13 protein-coding genes are annotated in these 14,091 nt (G+C 62.1%); 8 read left to right on the top strand and 5 right to left on the bottom strand.

Annotated features, from left to right (window positions below; all coding sequences use genetic code 11):
* Window positions 1-35: 35 nt before the first annotated feature.
* From HX613_RS06080 to HX613_RS06065, 4 genes are all read left to right on the top strand, one after another.
* The gene (locus tag HX613_RS06080) at window positions 36-191 is read left to right on the top strand and encodes a hypothetical protein (RefSeq protein ID WP_096158366.1); all 156 of its coding nucleotides are present in this window, start codon (window positions 36-38) and stop codon (window positions 189-191) included.
* A gap of 87 nt (window positions 192-278) precedes the next feature.
* Window positions 279-752: a RidA family protein gene (locus tag HX613_RS06075; protein ID WP_235344508.1), complete on the top strand. Its 474-nt coding sequence runs from the start codon at window positions 279-281 to the stop codon at window positions 750-752.
* Complete coding sequence (locus HX613_RS06070; RefSeq protein ID WP_235344507.1) at window positions 742-1,719, top strand: hypothetical protein; 978 nt, start codon at window positions 742-744, stop codon at window positions 1,717-1,719. Before HX613_RS06075 ends, HX613_RS06070 begins: the two co-directional genes overlap by 11 nt.
* Window positions 1,716-2,483 carry an MBL fold metallo-hydrolase gene (locus tag HX613_RS06065; protein ID WP_235344506.1) on the top strand — a complete coding sequence of 256 codons (768 nt, stop codon included), beginning with the start codon at window positions 1,716-1,718 and terminating at the stop codon, window positions 2,481-2,483. The genes HX613_RS06070 and HX613_RS06065 overlap by 4 nt, the downstream gene beginning before the upstream one ends.
* Before the next feature lie 125 nt (window positions 2,484-2,608).
* Here the strand turns inward: HX613_RS06065 and HX613_RS06060 are convergent, their stop codons facing one another.
* Window positions 2,609-3,286 (bottom strand): Crp/Fnr family transcriptional regulator, encoded by a 678-nt coding sequence (locus HX613_RS06060; RefSeq protein ID WP_069599638.1) that lies wholly within the window; start codon window positions 3,284-3,286, stop codon window positions 2,609-2,611.
* 246 nt (window positions 3,287-3,532) lie between these two features.
* Here HX613_RS06060 and nth point away from each other — a divergent pair, with 246 nt between their 5' ends.
* Together nth and HX613_RS06050 are read left to right on the top strand one after the other, a co-directional pair.
* A complete protein-coding gene (gene nth, locus HX613_RS06055; RefSeq protein ID WP_442862588.1) occupies window positions 3,533-4,273 on the top strand; it encodes an endonuclease III in 741 nt (246 codons plus the stop codon).
* Complete coding sequence (locus HX613_RS06050) at window positions 4,270-5,037, top strand: NUDIX hydrolase (protein WP_235344505.1); 768 nt, start codon at window positions 4,270-4,272, stop codon at window positions 5,035-5,037. The genes nth and HX613_RS06050 overlap by 4 nt, the downstream gene beginning before the upstream one ends.
* Window positions 5,038-5,152: 115 nt before the next feature.
* Here the strand turns inward: HX613_RS06050 and HX613_RS06045 are convergent, their stop codons facing one another.
* Entirely contained in the window at window positions 5,153-5,977 is an 825-nt protein-coding gene (locus HX613_RS06045; RefSeq protein ID WP_235344504.1) for an ABC transporter permease, read from the bottom strand.
* Between the two features lie 2 nt (window positions 5,978-5,979).
* Window positions 5,980-6,930 carry an ABC transporter ATP-binding protein gene (locus HX613_RS06040; RefSeq protein WP_235344503.1) on the bottom strand — a complete coding sequence of 317 codons (951 nt, stop codon included), beginning with the start codon at window positions 6,928-6,930 and terminating at the stop codon, window positions 5,980-5,982.
* A 102-nt stretch (window positions 6,931-7,032) separates the two neighbouring features.
* Here HX613_RS06040 and HX613_RS06035 point away from each other — a divergent pair, with 102 nt between their 5' ends.
* Window positions 7,033-8,052, top strand: a complete 1,020-nt coding sequence (locus tag HX613_RS06035; protein WP_235344502.1) for a TetR/AcrR family transcriptional regulator — start codon at window positions 7,033-7,035, stop codon at window positions 8,050-8,052.
* 118 nt (window positions 8,053-8,170) lie between these two features.
* Here HX613_RS06035 and HX613_RS06030 read toward each other — a convergent pair whose 3' ends face one another.
* Both HX613_RS06030 and acs read right to left on the bottom strand, forming a co-directional pair.
* The gene (locus HX613_RS06030) at window positions 8,171-8,578 is read right to left on the bottom strand and encodes a phage holin family protein (RefSeq protein ID WP_009883350.1); all 408 of its coding nucleotides are present in this window, start codon (window positions 8,576-8,578) and stop codon (window positions 8,171-8,173) included.
* A 167-nt stretch (window positions 8,579-8,745) separates the two neighbouring features.
* A complete protein-coding gene (gene acs, locus HX613_RS06025; protein ID WP_235344501.1) occupies window positions 8,746-10,680 on the bottom strand; it encodes an acetate--CoA ligase in 1,935 nt (644 codons plus the stop codon).
* Between the two features lie 830 nt (window positions 10,681-11,510).
* Here acs and HX613_RS06020 point away from each other — a divergent pair.
* Window positions 11,511-13,847: a hypothetical protein gene (locus HX613_RS06020; RefSeq protein WP_235344500.1), complete on the top strand. Its 2,337-nt coding sequence runs from the start codon at window positions 11,511-11,513 to the stop codon at window positions 13,845-13,847.
* Window positions 13,848-14,091 lie beyond the last annotated feature (244 nt).

Raw genomic sequence — 14,091 nt, 5'->3', positions numbered from 1 at the left:
CGGGGACTCGGGCACACAGAGACTCAAGGAGAATCATGACCAAGTGGGAATACGTCACCGTGCCGCTCATCGTTCACGCAACGAAGCAGATCCTCGACCAGTGGGGCGAAGACGGCTACGAGCTTGTCCAAGTTGTCCCGGGCCCCGATAACAATGGACTCGTTGCCTATCTCAAGCGTCCCAAAGCCTGAAGCAACAATGATTGAAGCACCAAAAGCCTGACGCATCAGAGTGTGGGCGCTCACCTGACCTGCAATACCCTCGTCGAAGGACAAACCATGTCGAAGACTCTAGACCGCATCGCTGAACTCGGTCTCACCCTGCCCGCTGTCGCCGTTCCCGCTGGCGTCTATGTCCCGGCGCTTCGCACCGGCAACTACGTCTACACCTCGGGCCAGCTGCCCGTCGTCGACGGGAAGCTCCCGGCGACCGGCCACATCGGCTCCGACGTCGACCTCGAGACCGGCTACGACCTGGCACGGACCGCAGGGCTCAATGCTCTCGCCGCAATTGCCGGGGTCATCGGGGACCTGGACAAGATCGTGCGCGTCGTCAAGGTGACCGGATTCGTGAACTCGGCAGATGACTTCACACAGCAGCCAGCGGTCATCAACGGAGTCTCCGAACTCTACGGTGAGATCCTCGGCGACCGCGGCCAGCACACGCGCAGTGCAGTGGGAGTGAACACTCTTCCTCTCGGCACTCCAGTCGAGGTCGAGGTCATCGTCGAGGTTGAGGACGATGCCGCTTAGCGGACGCTCTCTGCCCGTCTCGTCGGAGCTGCGTTGGCTCTTGGACCAATGGCAGTCCGACGGGCGGTTCCCGGTCCCCGAAGCTCCACGCCCCGCCTCGGCGATCGTGTTGATCAGGGACTCGCTGGTTGGTTTGGAAACCTTCATCACCCGGCAGCTCGATGCCCGCGGAATCGAAGACCGCAACCGCCTGTCCTACCCGGTCAGCAACCTGCGCCCCGGTGACCTGCGCAATCTGCCTCTGGCCGGATGGAATTCGGCTCGCTGTGCAAGGACTCTGAGCATCGAGAACAAGTCACGGGCGCTGCACCATTTCTCGGCCGCGGCACGCATTTCGTTCGCCGCAACCGGTGTCCTGCTGGCCGAAGACGTCGATCGTGACATCGTCGCCGCGCCCCAGACGGATTGGCGCGGAACACGGGCACGGCTGTTCTCCAATGAGCTCTCCTGGTCCCAGATCCTGCGCGAACGTGATCTCAAGCTGCGCCCGGACCTCTGCAAACCCTGGCTGCGTTGGATCAACACGGGGACACAACTGCACCGTTTCGACACCACCTATTTTGTGGCCACAGTGCCCTTCGGACAGAACGTCGACTTCCTCTCACCGAATGAGACCTCGGGAGGGTGGAAACGGCCCAAAGAGATCCTCGCCGAGACAGCAGGAGATCCCGACAAGATCAGTGCGAGCACACGCGTCATCGCTGAGAGCCTGATAGATGTCCCAAGCGTCGGAGCCGCCATGGCCCAGGTCCGCGACCTGCATCCGCTGCGACCAGAGGTCACCAATGAAGACGGCGAATGGCGCGTCGTCATCCACCCCGGACGCGACCTCTACCGCAAAGGCACTCTGCGTGACTACGCGATAGCCGTCGGTGACGACGAGAACGACCAGAGTCCAGGATTCCTGACGCTGAGCGACGATGACAACAACGCCGAAAGCGGCGAAGAGGAGACCGACGAATCATGAGGATCCGCGCGAACAACCCATCTCCGATGACGCTGACGGGCACCAACACCTATGTCATCGCCTCGGTGGACGACACCACGGCAGTGCTCATCGATCCGGGCCCCGAACTTGCGCAGCACCGTGAGAACTTCCTCGCTGAGCTCGGCGACAGGAAGCTGTCGGCCATCATCCTCACTCATCAGCATGCCGATCACTCGGAGATGCTCGGCAGTGTGGACCAGTGGGCACCCGAGGTGCCCGTGTACGCGGTCCTCGAGAAGTTCGGCCGTGTGGCACCTCCTGTGGCCGATGGTGACACGATCGCATTCGGCACTGACACAGCCGACGTCATGGAGGTCATCGCGACTCCGGGGCACACAATGGACAGCATCAGTCTCATCCACGACCACGTCCTCTACAGCGGCGATACGGTCCTGGGGGAGGGGACGACCATCGTCACCCACCCCGAGGGGTCTCTGCGCGACTACCTCAATTCCCTGGACCTGCTCCTTCGGCTGCTCGAGGAGGGGGCATATTCGACCATTGAGCCCGCACACGGTCCCAGCATCGAATCCCCTGCCCAGGTGCTCGAGTACTACCGCAGCCACCGACTCGAACGCATCGAGCAGGTCAGAGGGGCACTGGCGGAGGGAGCCACGCGCGCCACTGACGTCTGCGACATCGTCTACCACGATGTCGATCCCAGCGTCCGGGGAGCCGCCGAGCAGATCGTGCGCGCCCAGTTGGCCTACCTCGGAGTCCTCGCTCCCGACGACCAGTCCTGACTCGACCCGGCCAAGCGTAGGCAGGGCCCACCACACCAGACGCACGAACGCCCAGGCACGATGTGTGCCTGGGCGTTCGATGACTGAGAATTCAGTGGTCCGGCATCAGCCGGTTGAAACTTCGATCAGCGGGCGCGGTTGCGCATCCGCTCCATGTCGAGGATGACGACGGAACGAGCTTCGAGGCGGATGAAGCCACGAGCTGCGAAGTCGGCCAGGGCCTTGTTCACGGTCTCACGTGAGGCACCGACGAGCTGCGCGAGCTCTTCCTGCGTCAGGTCGTGCGCGACGAGGACACCGTCGGGTGCCGGCTTCGAGAAGCGAGACGCGAGGTCCAGCAGTGCCTTGGCGACGCGACCGGGAACATCGGAGAACACGAGGTCGCCCACGGTCTCGTTCGTGCGGCGCAGTCGCTGTGCCAGAGCCTTGAGCAGGTTCATTGCGGCCCGCGGGCGTTCATCGAGCCACGTCGTGAGGTCCTCATGCTTGAGGCTGAGCAGCTCGGACTGAGAGACAGCGGTGACGGAGGTCGAACGTGGACCCGGATCAAAGAGGCTGAGCTCACCGATGATCTCGCCCGGCCCGATGACCGAGAGCAGATTCTCGCGGCCGTCGGAGGACTCGCGGCCGATCTTGAGCTTGCCGCTGGAGACGATATAGAGTTCGTCACCGGCATCGCCCTCGTGAAAGAGCACGGTTCCCCGACGGAGGCTCCGCGGGTTCATGAACTTCATCAATGCGCTTGTGGCTTCATCGTCCAAACCTGCGAAGAGCGTGGCGCCCCGCACAACTTCAATATCCACTGTGTCCTCCTTGTCGTGGTAATCACAGATAAATCTACCTGGTCAACGGTGCTGATACCAGCAAAGGCGCGGGAGTTTGCGGCATTAGTGCAAAACAAGGGGTTTTGCTTGCGTTTCCTCCACCCTCGCCGAGGTGGGCCACGGTTACGTACGGACGACCCCGTTCGACGGGCAGCTGCAGAGTCACCTCGGCGATGTGAGGGGCGCCACTGCGCAAATACAGGGCACGGATTAGGATGGTGAGTCGTGTTGACGGTGGCAGAGAAGAGCGCGCGGAAGTTCGCCAAGGAAACCTCATTGGGCAAGACTCGACGGGCGAGGAAGATTCATCGCATCCTCGCCGAGGTGTACCCGAACGCGAAATGCGAGCTCGACTTCGAGACCCCGTTCCAGCTCCTGATCGCGACCGTCCTGTCTGCACAGACCACAGACATCCGGGTCAACGCGGTGACACCGGGGCTGTTCTCCGCCTTCCCTGATGCGCACAGCCTCGCGGTGGCCAACCTGATCGAGGTCGAGGAGCTCATCCACTCGACCGGCTTCTACCGAGCGAAAGCCCGTAACATCGTCAAGCTCGCCAATGAACTCGTCGACACCTATGACGGTGAGGTCCCCAACTCATTGGACAAACTCGTCAAGCTTGCAGGGGTCGGACGGAAGACCGCGAATGTGGTCCTCGGCAACGCCTTCGACACCCCGGGCCTGACTGTCGACACGCACATGGGGCGGTTGGCACGCAGGCTCGGATGGACCGAGGAGGAGGACCCGGTCAAGGCTGAGCACGACATCGCGGCACTGTTCCCGAAGAAGGAACTCACTCTGCTCTCCCACCGAGTCATCTTCCACGGACGACGGATCTGCCACTCGCGCAGACCAGCCTGCGGAGTGTGCCCGTTGATGGCACTGTGCCCTTCGTTCGGGGTCGGGGAACTCGATCCGGAGAAGGCGCGGGCGATGCTCAGATTCGAAATGGCGCCCCAGGCATGAGCGCCGAAGCGTGTGAGCATCCACCGGTGGGGCCAGGCTCTGCTGTGCGGGCGTCGACCGGGCGGGACTCCGTTTCGCACGATGAGACCCTGCGGACGCAGCTGGAGAACCTCGCGGCCTCGAATGGTTCGCCCGAGTGGCTCAGGCGGGCACCGGCATCGGGTGACGAATCGGTGCGTGATGCGGCAGTCCTCATGCTCTTCGGCAGGGGCGGTCAGCCGCGTACAGATGCCGGCCGTGCCGAGTCATCGCGTCTGGCGGATTTCGGAGTCGACGACGTCGACATCGTTCTGTTGCAGAGGGCAAGCACCCTGCGCAATCATCCCGGACAGGTGGCGTTTCCCGGAGGCGGACGAGACCCTGAAGACGATTCCCTGGTCTCCGCAGCCCTGCGTGAAGCTCAGGAGGAGGCCGGCATCGTGCCGTCGACGGTCGATGTGCTCGGTCAGATGGATCCGCTCTATATTCCCGTCAGCAAGTTCCAGGTCACGCCTGTCATCGGGTACTGGGCGCAGCCCGGTGTGGTGCGGGTGATGGACGAGGCAGAGTCGTACTCGGTCTACCGGGTCTCTGTTGCCGATCTGGTGGCACCGGCCAATCGAGGGACGTTCTCCCGGCCGGACCTGAAGATCACGACACCGGCCTTCGACGTCGGAGTGCTCAAGGTGTGGGGCTTCACTGCAGGAATCCTCGACTTCGCTCTTGACCACCTCGGCTGGGCCGGGGACTGGGATCGCGACGCACACATAGACATCGACTTCTGAGGCTGTTGCTCCTCTCTCGAGGACGACTGCCAAGCGAACGCGGAGTCTCGAGATCAGCCCGCTGGATGTGCTGGTGGTGCCGGGCTGAGCCCGACGCCACCGATGTTTGCGGCTGTCAGCGTCGACCGGCTTTGATCTTGAACAGCTGAGCCGTCCACACGATGGAGATCGCCAGGATAGCCACGCACCAGACGACTGAAAGCAGGGCTGAGTTGCCCATGGTGGTACCGACGAGCAGGCTTCGCAGTGCATCGATGATCGGGGTGATCGGTTGATTGTCTGCAAACCAGGTCAGCCATCCGGGCATCGTTTCGACCGGAACGAATGCGCTCGAGACATATGGCAGGAACAACAGAACGAATCCATAGCCATTCGCCGACTCCGCTGATTTGGCGGCCAGGCCGATCGCCGCGAACAGATATGTGATGGTGAAGATGTAGAGAGTGATGAGGGCGATGACGGCCACCCATTCAGCCACGTCCGCCGATGGACGAAAACCGATCGACACTGCTACTGAGAAGACGATGCCAGTGGCGAACAGGTTCTTCACTACGCTCGCGACCACATGCCCTGTGATCACCCCACTTGATCGGACTGGCATGGTCCTGAGCCGGTCGATGAATCCTGAAGTCATGTCGTTGGCCACGGACAGTGACGTTGAAGCCGCGCCGAATCCGGCGCACGTGAGAATGATTCCGGGGACGATGTAGTTGACGTAGTCTCCGCTCGGGTCGATGGCTCCACCGAAGACGAAGGTGAACATCAGCATGAGCATCACCGGCAGTGCGACTGCCATGAGCATGGATTCGACGTCCCGAATGGCATGACGAAGACTGCGACCGATGAGCGCCAACTCAGTATTGATGCCACGAGGAGGGGTTCGTCGTCGAGCAGGCGACGGGTACTTCGTCGTCAGTGACGCTTCTGCAATATCGGTCATGATCATTCTCCTGTCTGCGAAGGTTCGGCGGATGGGTCGGGGGCGGTGAGCGAGAGGAAGACGTCGTCAAGGCTGGGGTGGCGGAGGCTGACCGAGGACTCGGCGAACTCTGGCTCGACTGTTGCCAAGGCAGACGAGATATCGCGTACAGTTCCGGTGGTCGGCAACTGTGAGACGGTCGTGCCACGATCGTCGTGGACGGCCACCATTCCCTGACCGACCTTCGCCTTGAGTTCTGTCGGCGTGCCCAGCCCAGCCAGACGACCGCGATCGAGCAGGCCGATTCGATCGGCCAAGGCATCGGCTTCCTCGAGGTACTGAGTGGTGAGAAAGACGGTCGTGCCGCCCTTTGCCAGCTCCTTCACCTCGTCCCACAACTCGCGACGCGAACGAGTGTCCAACCCAGTTGTCGGTTCGTCAAGGATCAGCACATCGACCCGCACCACCAGGCTCAGCGCCAGATCGAGCCTGCGCCTCATGCCACCGGAGAGTGCGGCAACTCTCGTATCGATGAATGAGGTCAGGCTCAGACGCTCGGCCAGCTGTGCTGCTCTGGCCTTCGCCTCCCGGCGCGAGAGCCCCGACAGGCGTGCCAACAGGATGAGGTTCTCCCGTGTTGAGAGATATTCGTCGACGGCCGCCGACTGCCCAGTGACTGCGAAACGCCGTTTTGCCTCACTCGGCTCTTCGGCCACATTGATCCCCGCGACGTGGACTGTGCCCGAATCCGGGCGAATCAGAGTGGTGAGGATGTTGATCGATGTGGTCTTTCCGGCCCCGTTCGCGCCAAGCAAGGCGAACACTTCACCCTGGCTGATTTTGAGGTCGAGCCCTTGGAGGACCGGGTTCTTACCGAAGCGTCTGCGAACATCAGAGAACTCGATAGCTGTGGCGGGCGCCGCGTCGCCTGTCGCTTCGGCGCCCGGGCCGGCTGACGTCATTGTGCGTTTCATGTCGTGCCTCTCGGAGATCCTATGTGGAGCTGACTGCGTATGGCTGCAACTGTATATGACAGTAACACGCAATATATGACGTACACAATATAAACTGGTGAGATGAGTACAGAAGACCCGATCGAGCAGCTACCACGCGGAATCGCACTGGCCTGGGGCGTGGCCGCAACGCCGCAGCGCGGACCCAAGCGCGAGATGAGTGTCGAGCGAATAGTCGATGCTGCCATCGAGATCGCCGATCACGACGGCATCCAGGCGGTGTCGATGTCGGCGGTCGCGAAACGCCTCGGTTACACGCCGATGTCGCTCTATCGGTATGTCAGCGCCAAGGACGATCTGCTGCTTCTCATGCAGGAGGAGGCGACAGGGCTGCCACCGGAGACCGAGGGGGTGGACAATTGGCGCACCCGACTTGAAGAGCTCTACGAAGCCCAGACACAGGTCTACCTGACGCAGCCGTGGTTGCTGTCTCTGTCGATCATGGGCAGTCCCATCACACCCAACAGCTCCGCGTGGTTGGACGCGAGCCTCGAGGCGCTCCACGACACTCCGCTCACACAGGACGAGCGCATTGCCGTCTCGATCTTCGTCACCGGCGCGGCCCGATGGAAGGGCGCCGTGTTCGCTGGGTACGAGGATCAGAAACGCGTCACTGGACTGAATGATTCCGAGCTTGCGCAGCAGGAATCTCAGCTCTTCGATGCTGTCATCACCGATGATGGGTACCCCTCGCTGCGCCGTGCCATCGACGCAGGTGTCTTCACCTCCGAAGCTGATCCATTTGCTTTCGGTTTTGAGTGTGGGCTCGATGGCTTGGCCGAATACATTGACAGAGTCCGCCGCGAGCGAGGCGATGGAGCTTCAGCTGCGGCAGGAGATATCGCGGAACCCGCCTCGGAGGCGGGCGAATCTTCGGCTTCAGGGGCGACGTTGCCTGCTGAGGACACCTCAGGCGTCGAGCAGTCGGTCGTGACCGATGAAGATCCAGAAGTTGCGGCCGATAAGAAGTACCGCGAATCACAGAAAGCCGTCAGGCAAGCGCAAAAGGTGCTTGCCGAGGCGCGTAAGCGGGAGCGTCAGACTCTGAGAGAAGCGAAGGAGCGGGTCGCCAAAAGGCGTTGAGACCAGTGGCGAAGCGGTCGAGGGTGATTGCCTCGGGCGAGAATTCAGCGGTGGCGTCGGGCTGAGCCCGACGCCACCGAGTGTGGAACTATTCTGCTGTTCTCAGTTGCGAGATCTGTCAGTATCGCGGTCCGGAGGGATTCTTCACCGCACGCTTGACCGACGCGACCAACGACTTGGCCGAACCGATTGCCGTACCCGGGACCGGGTTGCCCTTCTTGAACAACGGCAGAGCAATCAACACGAGGATGATGGCGAGCACCGCAAGGATGCCGAAGACAATGAGGAAGCTGCCCCACCATGGCCATCCCAGACCCTCGTGGAATGCGGCGGCCCCGGCGAAAATCACCATGAACGATGACAAGAACAGGAAGAACAGGGCGACGACGGCAAGTGCCGAGCCGATGCCCAAGTTCTTCGCACCGGCTGTGGCTTCAGCCTTGGCCAGCGCAATTTCTTCCTCGGCGATCGCTTTGGAATCGTCGCCGATGCCTTTGATCAGTTCGCTGATCGACCTCTCAGCCATGAGTGCTCCTATCGACAAAAACTTGGACAATCTTTCTTAAGAGTAGTCTGAACGCGCGTGGTGACCAAAGAAATGCGGCCAGTAAAACGAGAAAAACCCGCCAGATGAATACGGAACGGTTCTTTGCAAGCATCCGTTCTCACCGGCGGGTTCGTCTCAGAGCACGGTCAATCCTTCGCCACAGATTCTTCGATCAGGTCCATGACTGACGAGTCGGCCAGCGTCGAGGAGTCTCCCACCTTGCGGTGTTCGGCGACGTCCTTGAGCAGGCGGCGCATGATCTTGCCGGAGCGGGTCTTCGGCAGCTCGGACACGATATGGACCTTCTTCGGCTTCGCGATCGGCCCGATGTCCTTCCCGACGTGTTGACGCAGCTCTTCGGAGATCTCAGGGGAGTCTTCGACATCGTTGCCCACGATGACGAAGGCAACGACGGCCTGACCGGACGTATCGTCCGCTGCTCCGACCACTGCCGCCTCGGCGACATAGGGGTGAGCAACCAAGGATGACTCGATCTCGGCTGTCGACAGACGGTGCCCGGATACGTTCATCACGTCATCGACGCGGCCGAGGAACCAGATGTCCCCGTCCTCATCGCGCCTGGCGCCGTCCCCCGCGAAATAGGTGTTCTCGAACCGTGACCAGTAGGTCTCCTTGAAGCGCTCGGGATCTTTCCAAATACCGCGCAGCATCGACGGCCATGGCTGGCGGATGACGAGGAGTCCACCCTCCGGACCGGCTGGGCTGTTGCCCTCATCGTCGACAACATCGACCGAGATGCCCGGGATCGGACGCTGCGACGAGCCTGGCTTCGTCGACATCACGCCGGGAAGCGGAGCGATCATGTGCGCGCCCGTCTCCGTCTGCCACCAGGTGTCGACGATGGGGCAGCGCTCACCGCCGACGACGCGGTGGTACCAGCGCCAGGCCTCAGGATTGATCGGTTCGCCGACGCTGCCGAGCAGACGCAGGCTGGAGAGATCGTACTTCGCTGGAATCTCCTCGCCCCACTTCATGCATGTGCGGATGGCCGTTGGAGCGGCGTAGAGGATCGTTGCCTTGTACTTCTCGATGATCTCCCACCAGCGTCCCTGGTGGGGCGTGTCAGGAGTGCCCTCGTAGACGATCTGGGTGGCGCCGGCCGCCAACGGTCCGTAGGTGACATATGAGTGTCCGGTGACCCAGCCGACGTCGGCAGTGCACCAGAACACATCGGATTCGGGCTTGATGTCGAAGACGGCCTTCATCGAGTACAGAACCTGGGTGAGGTAGCCGCCCGAGGTGTGCAGGATGCCCTTCGGTTTACCTGTGGTTCCGGAGGTGTAGAGGATGAACAGCGGGTTCTCAGAGTCGAAGAATTCGCATTCGTGCACTGGGCTCGCGGTTTCCACCGTCTCGTGCCACCACTGGTCCCGACCGTCGACCATCTCGACGTCCTGACCCGTGCGGCGCACCACGAGAACAGTTTCGACGGGAGTGTCACCGTGTGACAGGGCGTCGTCCACGGCCGGTTTGAGGCTGGTGGCCTTGGAGCGACGGTAGCTGCCGTCGGCGGTGATGACCACACGTGCTTCGGCATCGATGATGCGTGAGCGCAGCGCATCGGCAGAGAAGCCGCCGAAGACCACTGAATGGGCGGCGCCGAGGCGGGCACAGGCCAACATGGAGATCATCGCTTCGGGGATCATAGGCAGGTAGATGGCCACACGATCTCCGGCCTTGACCCCGAGATCGGTGAGAGTGTTGGCTGCCTTGGACACTTCGGCGAGCAGCTCCGCGTAGGTGAATGAGCGCGAGTCGCCGGGTTCCCCTTCGAAGTTGATGGCAACGCGATCACCGTTGCCGGCGATGACGTGGCGATCGAGGCAGTTGTAGGCCACGTTGATTCTGCCGCCGATGAACCACTTCGCGAATGGCGGGTTGGTCCAGTCGAGTACTTCGTCGAAGTCCTCATTCCAGTCGACGAGGTCACGAGACTGCTCGGCCCAGAAGCTCAGGTAGTCGGCATCGGCACGCTCGTATTCGTCGGCCTTGACATTGGCGGCAGCAACGAACTCTTCAGGTGGGGCAAAGGTTTCGGATTCTGCTGTGCTGTCGGTCATTTTTCCCTCCGGCTTCTTTGATGGATCGAAAATTCTAGTTGCACTGTATACCCGAGGTGGGGCCCAGGGGCACCGTCGTCCGTTCGATGAACGGTGGTGTCCGGGGGTAGCAATCACTCAAAGGCTGTGCTATACGCCACACTCTAGGCGCCTAGTGGTAGGCCGGGGAGACATATAAGGAGATGCACCTGCATCGGACGGGCGGCATAGAAGGAGTGCGCAGGGGGTCCTGTTCTGCAAGGATGGGGTAGGAGTCTGTCAGGATGGAAACCAGACAGACACATGAAGTTTGACGACCCTGTCCCCAAGAGCGACTGGAGCAATCGATGAGTTCGCCGCAGCACCCCATTGGATCAGGACCACAGCAGTGGCATGATCCGCACGCGCAGAACCCCGGCCCGAACAGCCAATCACAGTTCGGCCAAGGGGCGGCATATGGATCAGGACCTGCCTTCGGTGCAGGACCTGATTCTCAGTCCTCCGGTCCCGGAGGCTACGGCGGCGGTCCTGTCGGCTCGGGAGGACCAGGTCCCTATGGTTCGGGAGGGCCCGGTCCCTATGGCTCGGGACCAGGTCAGCAGAACTCAGGCCCCGGCCCTTATGGTTCAGCGCCAGCGCCGGGACCATACGGCTCGGGTCCAGCTCCAGGCCCGCAGAACACTGGTCCAGGCCCTTACGGTTCAGGAGGCCCAGGACCTTATGGTTCGGCGCCTGGTCCCTATGGTTCCGCTCCCGGCCCTCAGGGGTCAGCGCCGGGTCAGTTCGGTTCCGCAGGTCCAGCAGCCCAGAAGAGTCCGCGCAGCGGCCCGGGTCTTCTCGGACCGCTGACCTTGCGCGATCTGTTCCTGCTCTTTGCAGGACTCCTTTCACTGGTTGTCCTTTTCGTGCCGTTCAAGGGCGATGGGTTCGTATCGGTGTCGCTGTGGCATTGGACCATCGACGCTATGGGCACCCTGACATTCGACGTGTTGGGAATCTGGTTGATTGTGGCGGCAGTCTTCGTCAGCAAATTCGGCAACGGTGGACTCAAGGTCGGTTCACTCAGTCTTGATCAGGCGATCTCGGTTCTCTCCGGCGCTGCGTTCACCTTTGCCTTCGTCCACCTGCTGACGTCGGTCCAGTTCTGGCACGTCGGTGCGTATCTTGCCTTCTTCGCAGCTCTGATTGCCTTCTTCGCGGGCGTATTCACCATGCTTCCCTTCTTCAGCAAGGAATTCGCGGTTCGCGATGATGTTGCCGCGCATCCGAAGGCACGCCCCGTGAGCAAGCGTGCACCGCATCCAGCTCCTGTGGCGAACGTGCCAGGAGCCCACAACGGCCCAGGCGGATTCGGTGCACCCTACGGCGGTCAGCCCAACGGGCCGATCGGTTCGCAGGGTCAGCCAGGGGCACCCCTACATCCAGGTCAGCAAGGTGGACTGGGTCAGTTCGGCGGACAGAGCCAGTTCGCTGGCCCAGGTCAGCAAGCTGGACCAGGCCAGCCAGGTGGAGCGGACCAGTTCGGCCAGCAAGGGCAGCCAGGCCAGCAAGGGCAGTACGGCCAGCCAGGACAGCCAGGGCAATTCGCTGCGCCGGAACAGATTGGCCAGCCTGTTGGGCAGGACCAGTTCAGTCGACCCGATGGACAGGTCCAGTTCGGTCAGCCCATCGGAGCCGGACAGGACAGCCCGTATGCTCCGCCGGAGCAGCAAGCGCAGGAGTCGTCTTTCGATTCTGCAACGGCTGCCGATGACTCGGCGGACCAGGCGGTTCAGAGTACAGGGTCAGGTCAGACCTACCTGGGGGCCCAAGACTCACAGGATCCCCAGCACACGCAGAGCGAACCGACGCAGACGTTCGGCTTCGGCGCTCAGCGTGAGGAATCGCTGTGGAGCAATGACGGCGAAACAGCAGTTCAGGCTCCCGTGCCTGCCGACGGCTCAAGCGCCAGCGATTCGAATGAAAGAAGCGACTCCCGTGACGCGAGTGGCTCCGGCGCGGACAGCCGAGGCACCACCGAGTCGAAGTCCGACAGCGCCGACCACGATTCGTCGGGAGCGGGCACGACCGCTGCCGTCGCAGGCGCGGGCGCAGTCGGAGTCGGTGCCGCTGTTGCCGGAGCAGCCTCAGCGAGCTCGGAATCTGAATCGAAGTCGGAATCAGAACGTCGTCGCGGACGCCATGCCGCTCCCAATTCGGATGGAGAATCCGAAACAGCTGAGGGACGGGCTGACGGTCAGGCCGAGCGTTCAGAAGGTGGCCCCGACCGCACCGAAGGTGCCGATCGTGAAGCGGACAGCGACCGGGGGGACTCCGCGTCTCCTGCGGAGAGCAGCTCGTTTGCCTCGAAGGTCAACGCTCACGAATCGGACACCAACGTTCGTGCCTCCGAAGGGGTTGCGCTGAAGCCGGAAGACGACTCAACCGACTCAACCACCTCAACTGCTTCGGCCATCTCGGGCGAATCAGCTGACTCGACGGCTTCGGCGAATGCCGGACGCAGCGAGAGAAGCACGACCGCCGACGAGGACCGTGGAAGCGAGGCTGGCGCCCAGAGGCCACAGACCGGGGCTTCGGACGACGATGCCACCGTCGTCAGCGGTTCCCCCGCAACTGGTGCATCTGGCGCTGCTGCCGCAACAGGTGCGACTGGTAGCGCGGAATCGGATGCGGAACGTACCAGCCACCCGGAAGCTGACGAACCGACGCAGTATGTGCCGGTGGCCGACTATGGCAACAACGATCATGGCAACAACGGCTCGGACACCGGAGAGGTGAGAGGGCGCGGCGGAGATCACGCCGAGAACGCTCCTTCGGCTCCACAGTTCGGAGCAGCGACCGGCTCGTCGAACTCCTTCGCGATCGACGAAGAGGAAACTGTCGTCCAAAGCGCAGTTCAACCGGGCACCAGCCTGGACGATCGCGAGGACCGCTCGGGTCAGAACCAGGACGATGCCGACCAGGACGAGTCCGATCAGGGTGCTGGCCAGAACGTGATCCAGGCGTTCTGGTTCGCCGTTCCCGAACCGCGCGAAGCCGTGGACGCGACCACCGGAATGCCGGTGTTCACGATCTACCCCGGAGACTGGTTCCTCGGTCTCGAGGACAACGGTTCGTGGTTCAAGGTTCGCGATTCAGATGGTCGCGAAGGACTCCTGCGCAACACCGAAGGTGTCCAGCGGGGCTGAGACCAAAACGGTCGACTCGTGTGCTCGGGCCGTGGACAACGGTCCGAGCACACGTCGTCTGACCACCTGGCCAGATACTGTCAGACTGTGCCCGTGAGGGTTCTGACCATGCGAGATGCTCACGCCGACTGAGATGGGGCGGCTCCTGTGACTTGAGTGCACAGGAGCCGCCCCCTCTGTCTTTTGTCCACAGCCCATCGTGTGGACCTGTCGTCAGGACATACTGCGGGTCCACGCTGTCACC

Origin of the sequence: Brevibacterium sp. UCMA 11754 (genome assembly GCF_021532275.1) — a bacterium.
In the GTDB taxonomy this organism is placed as follows: domain Bacteria; phylum Actinomycetota; class Actinomycetes; order Actinomycetales; family Brevibacteriaceae; genus Brevibacterium.
This window is presented reverse-complemented; position numbering and strand designations above follow the sequence as displayed.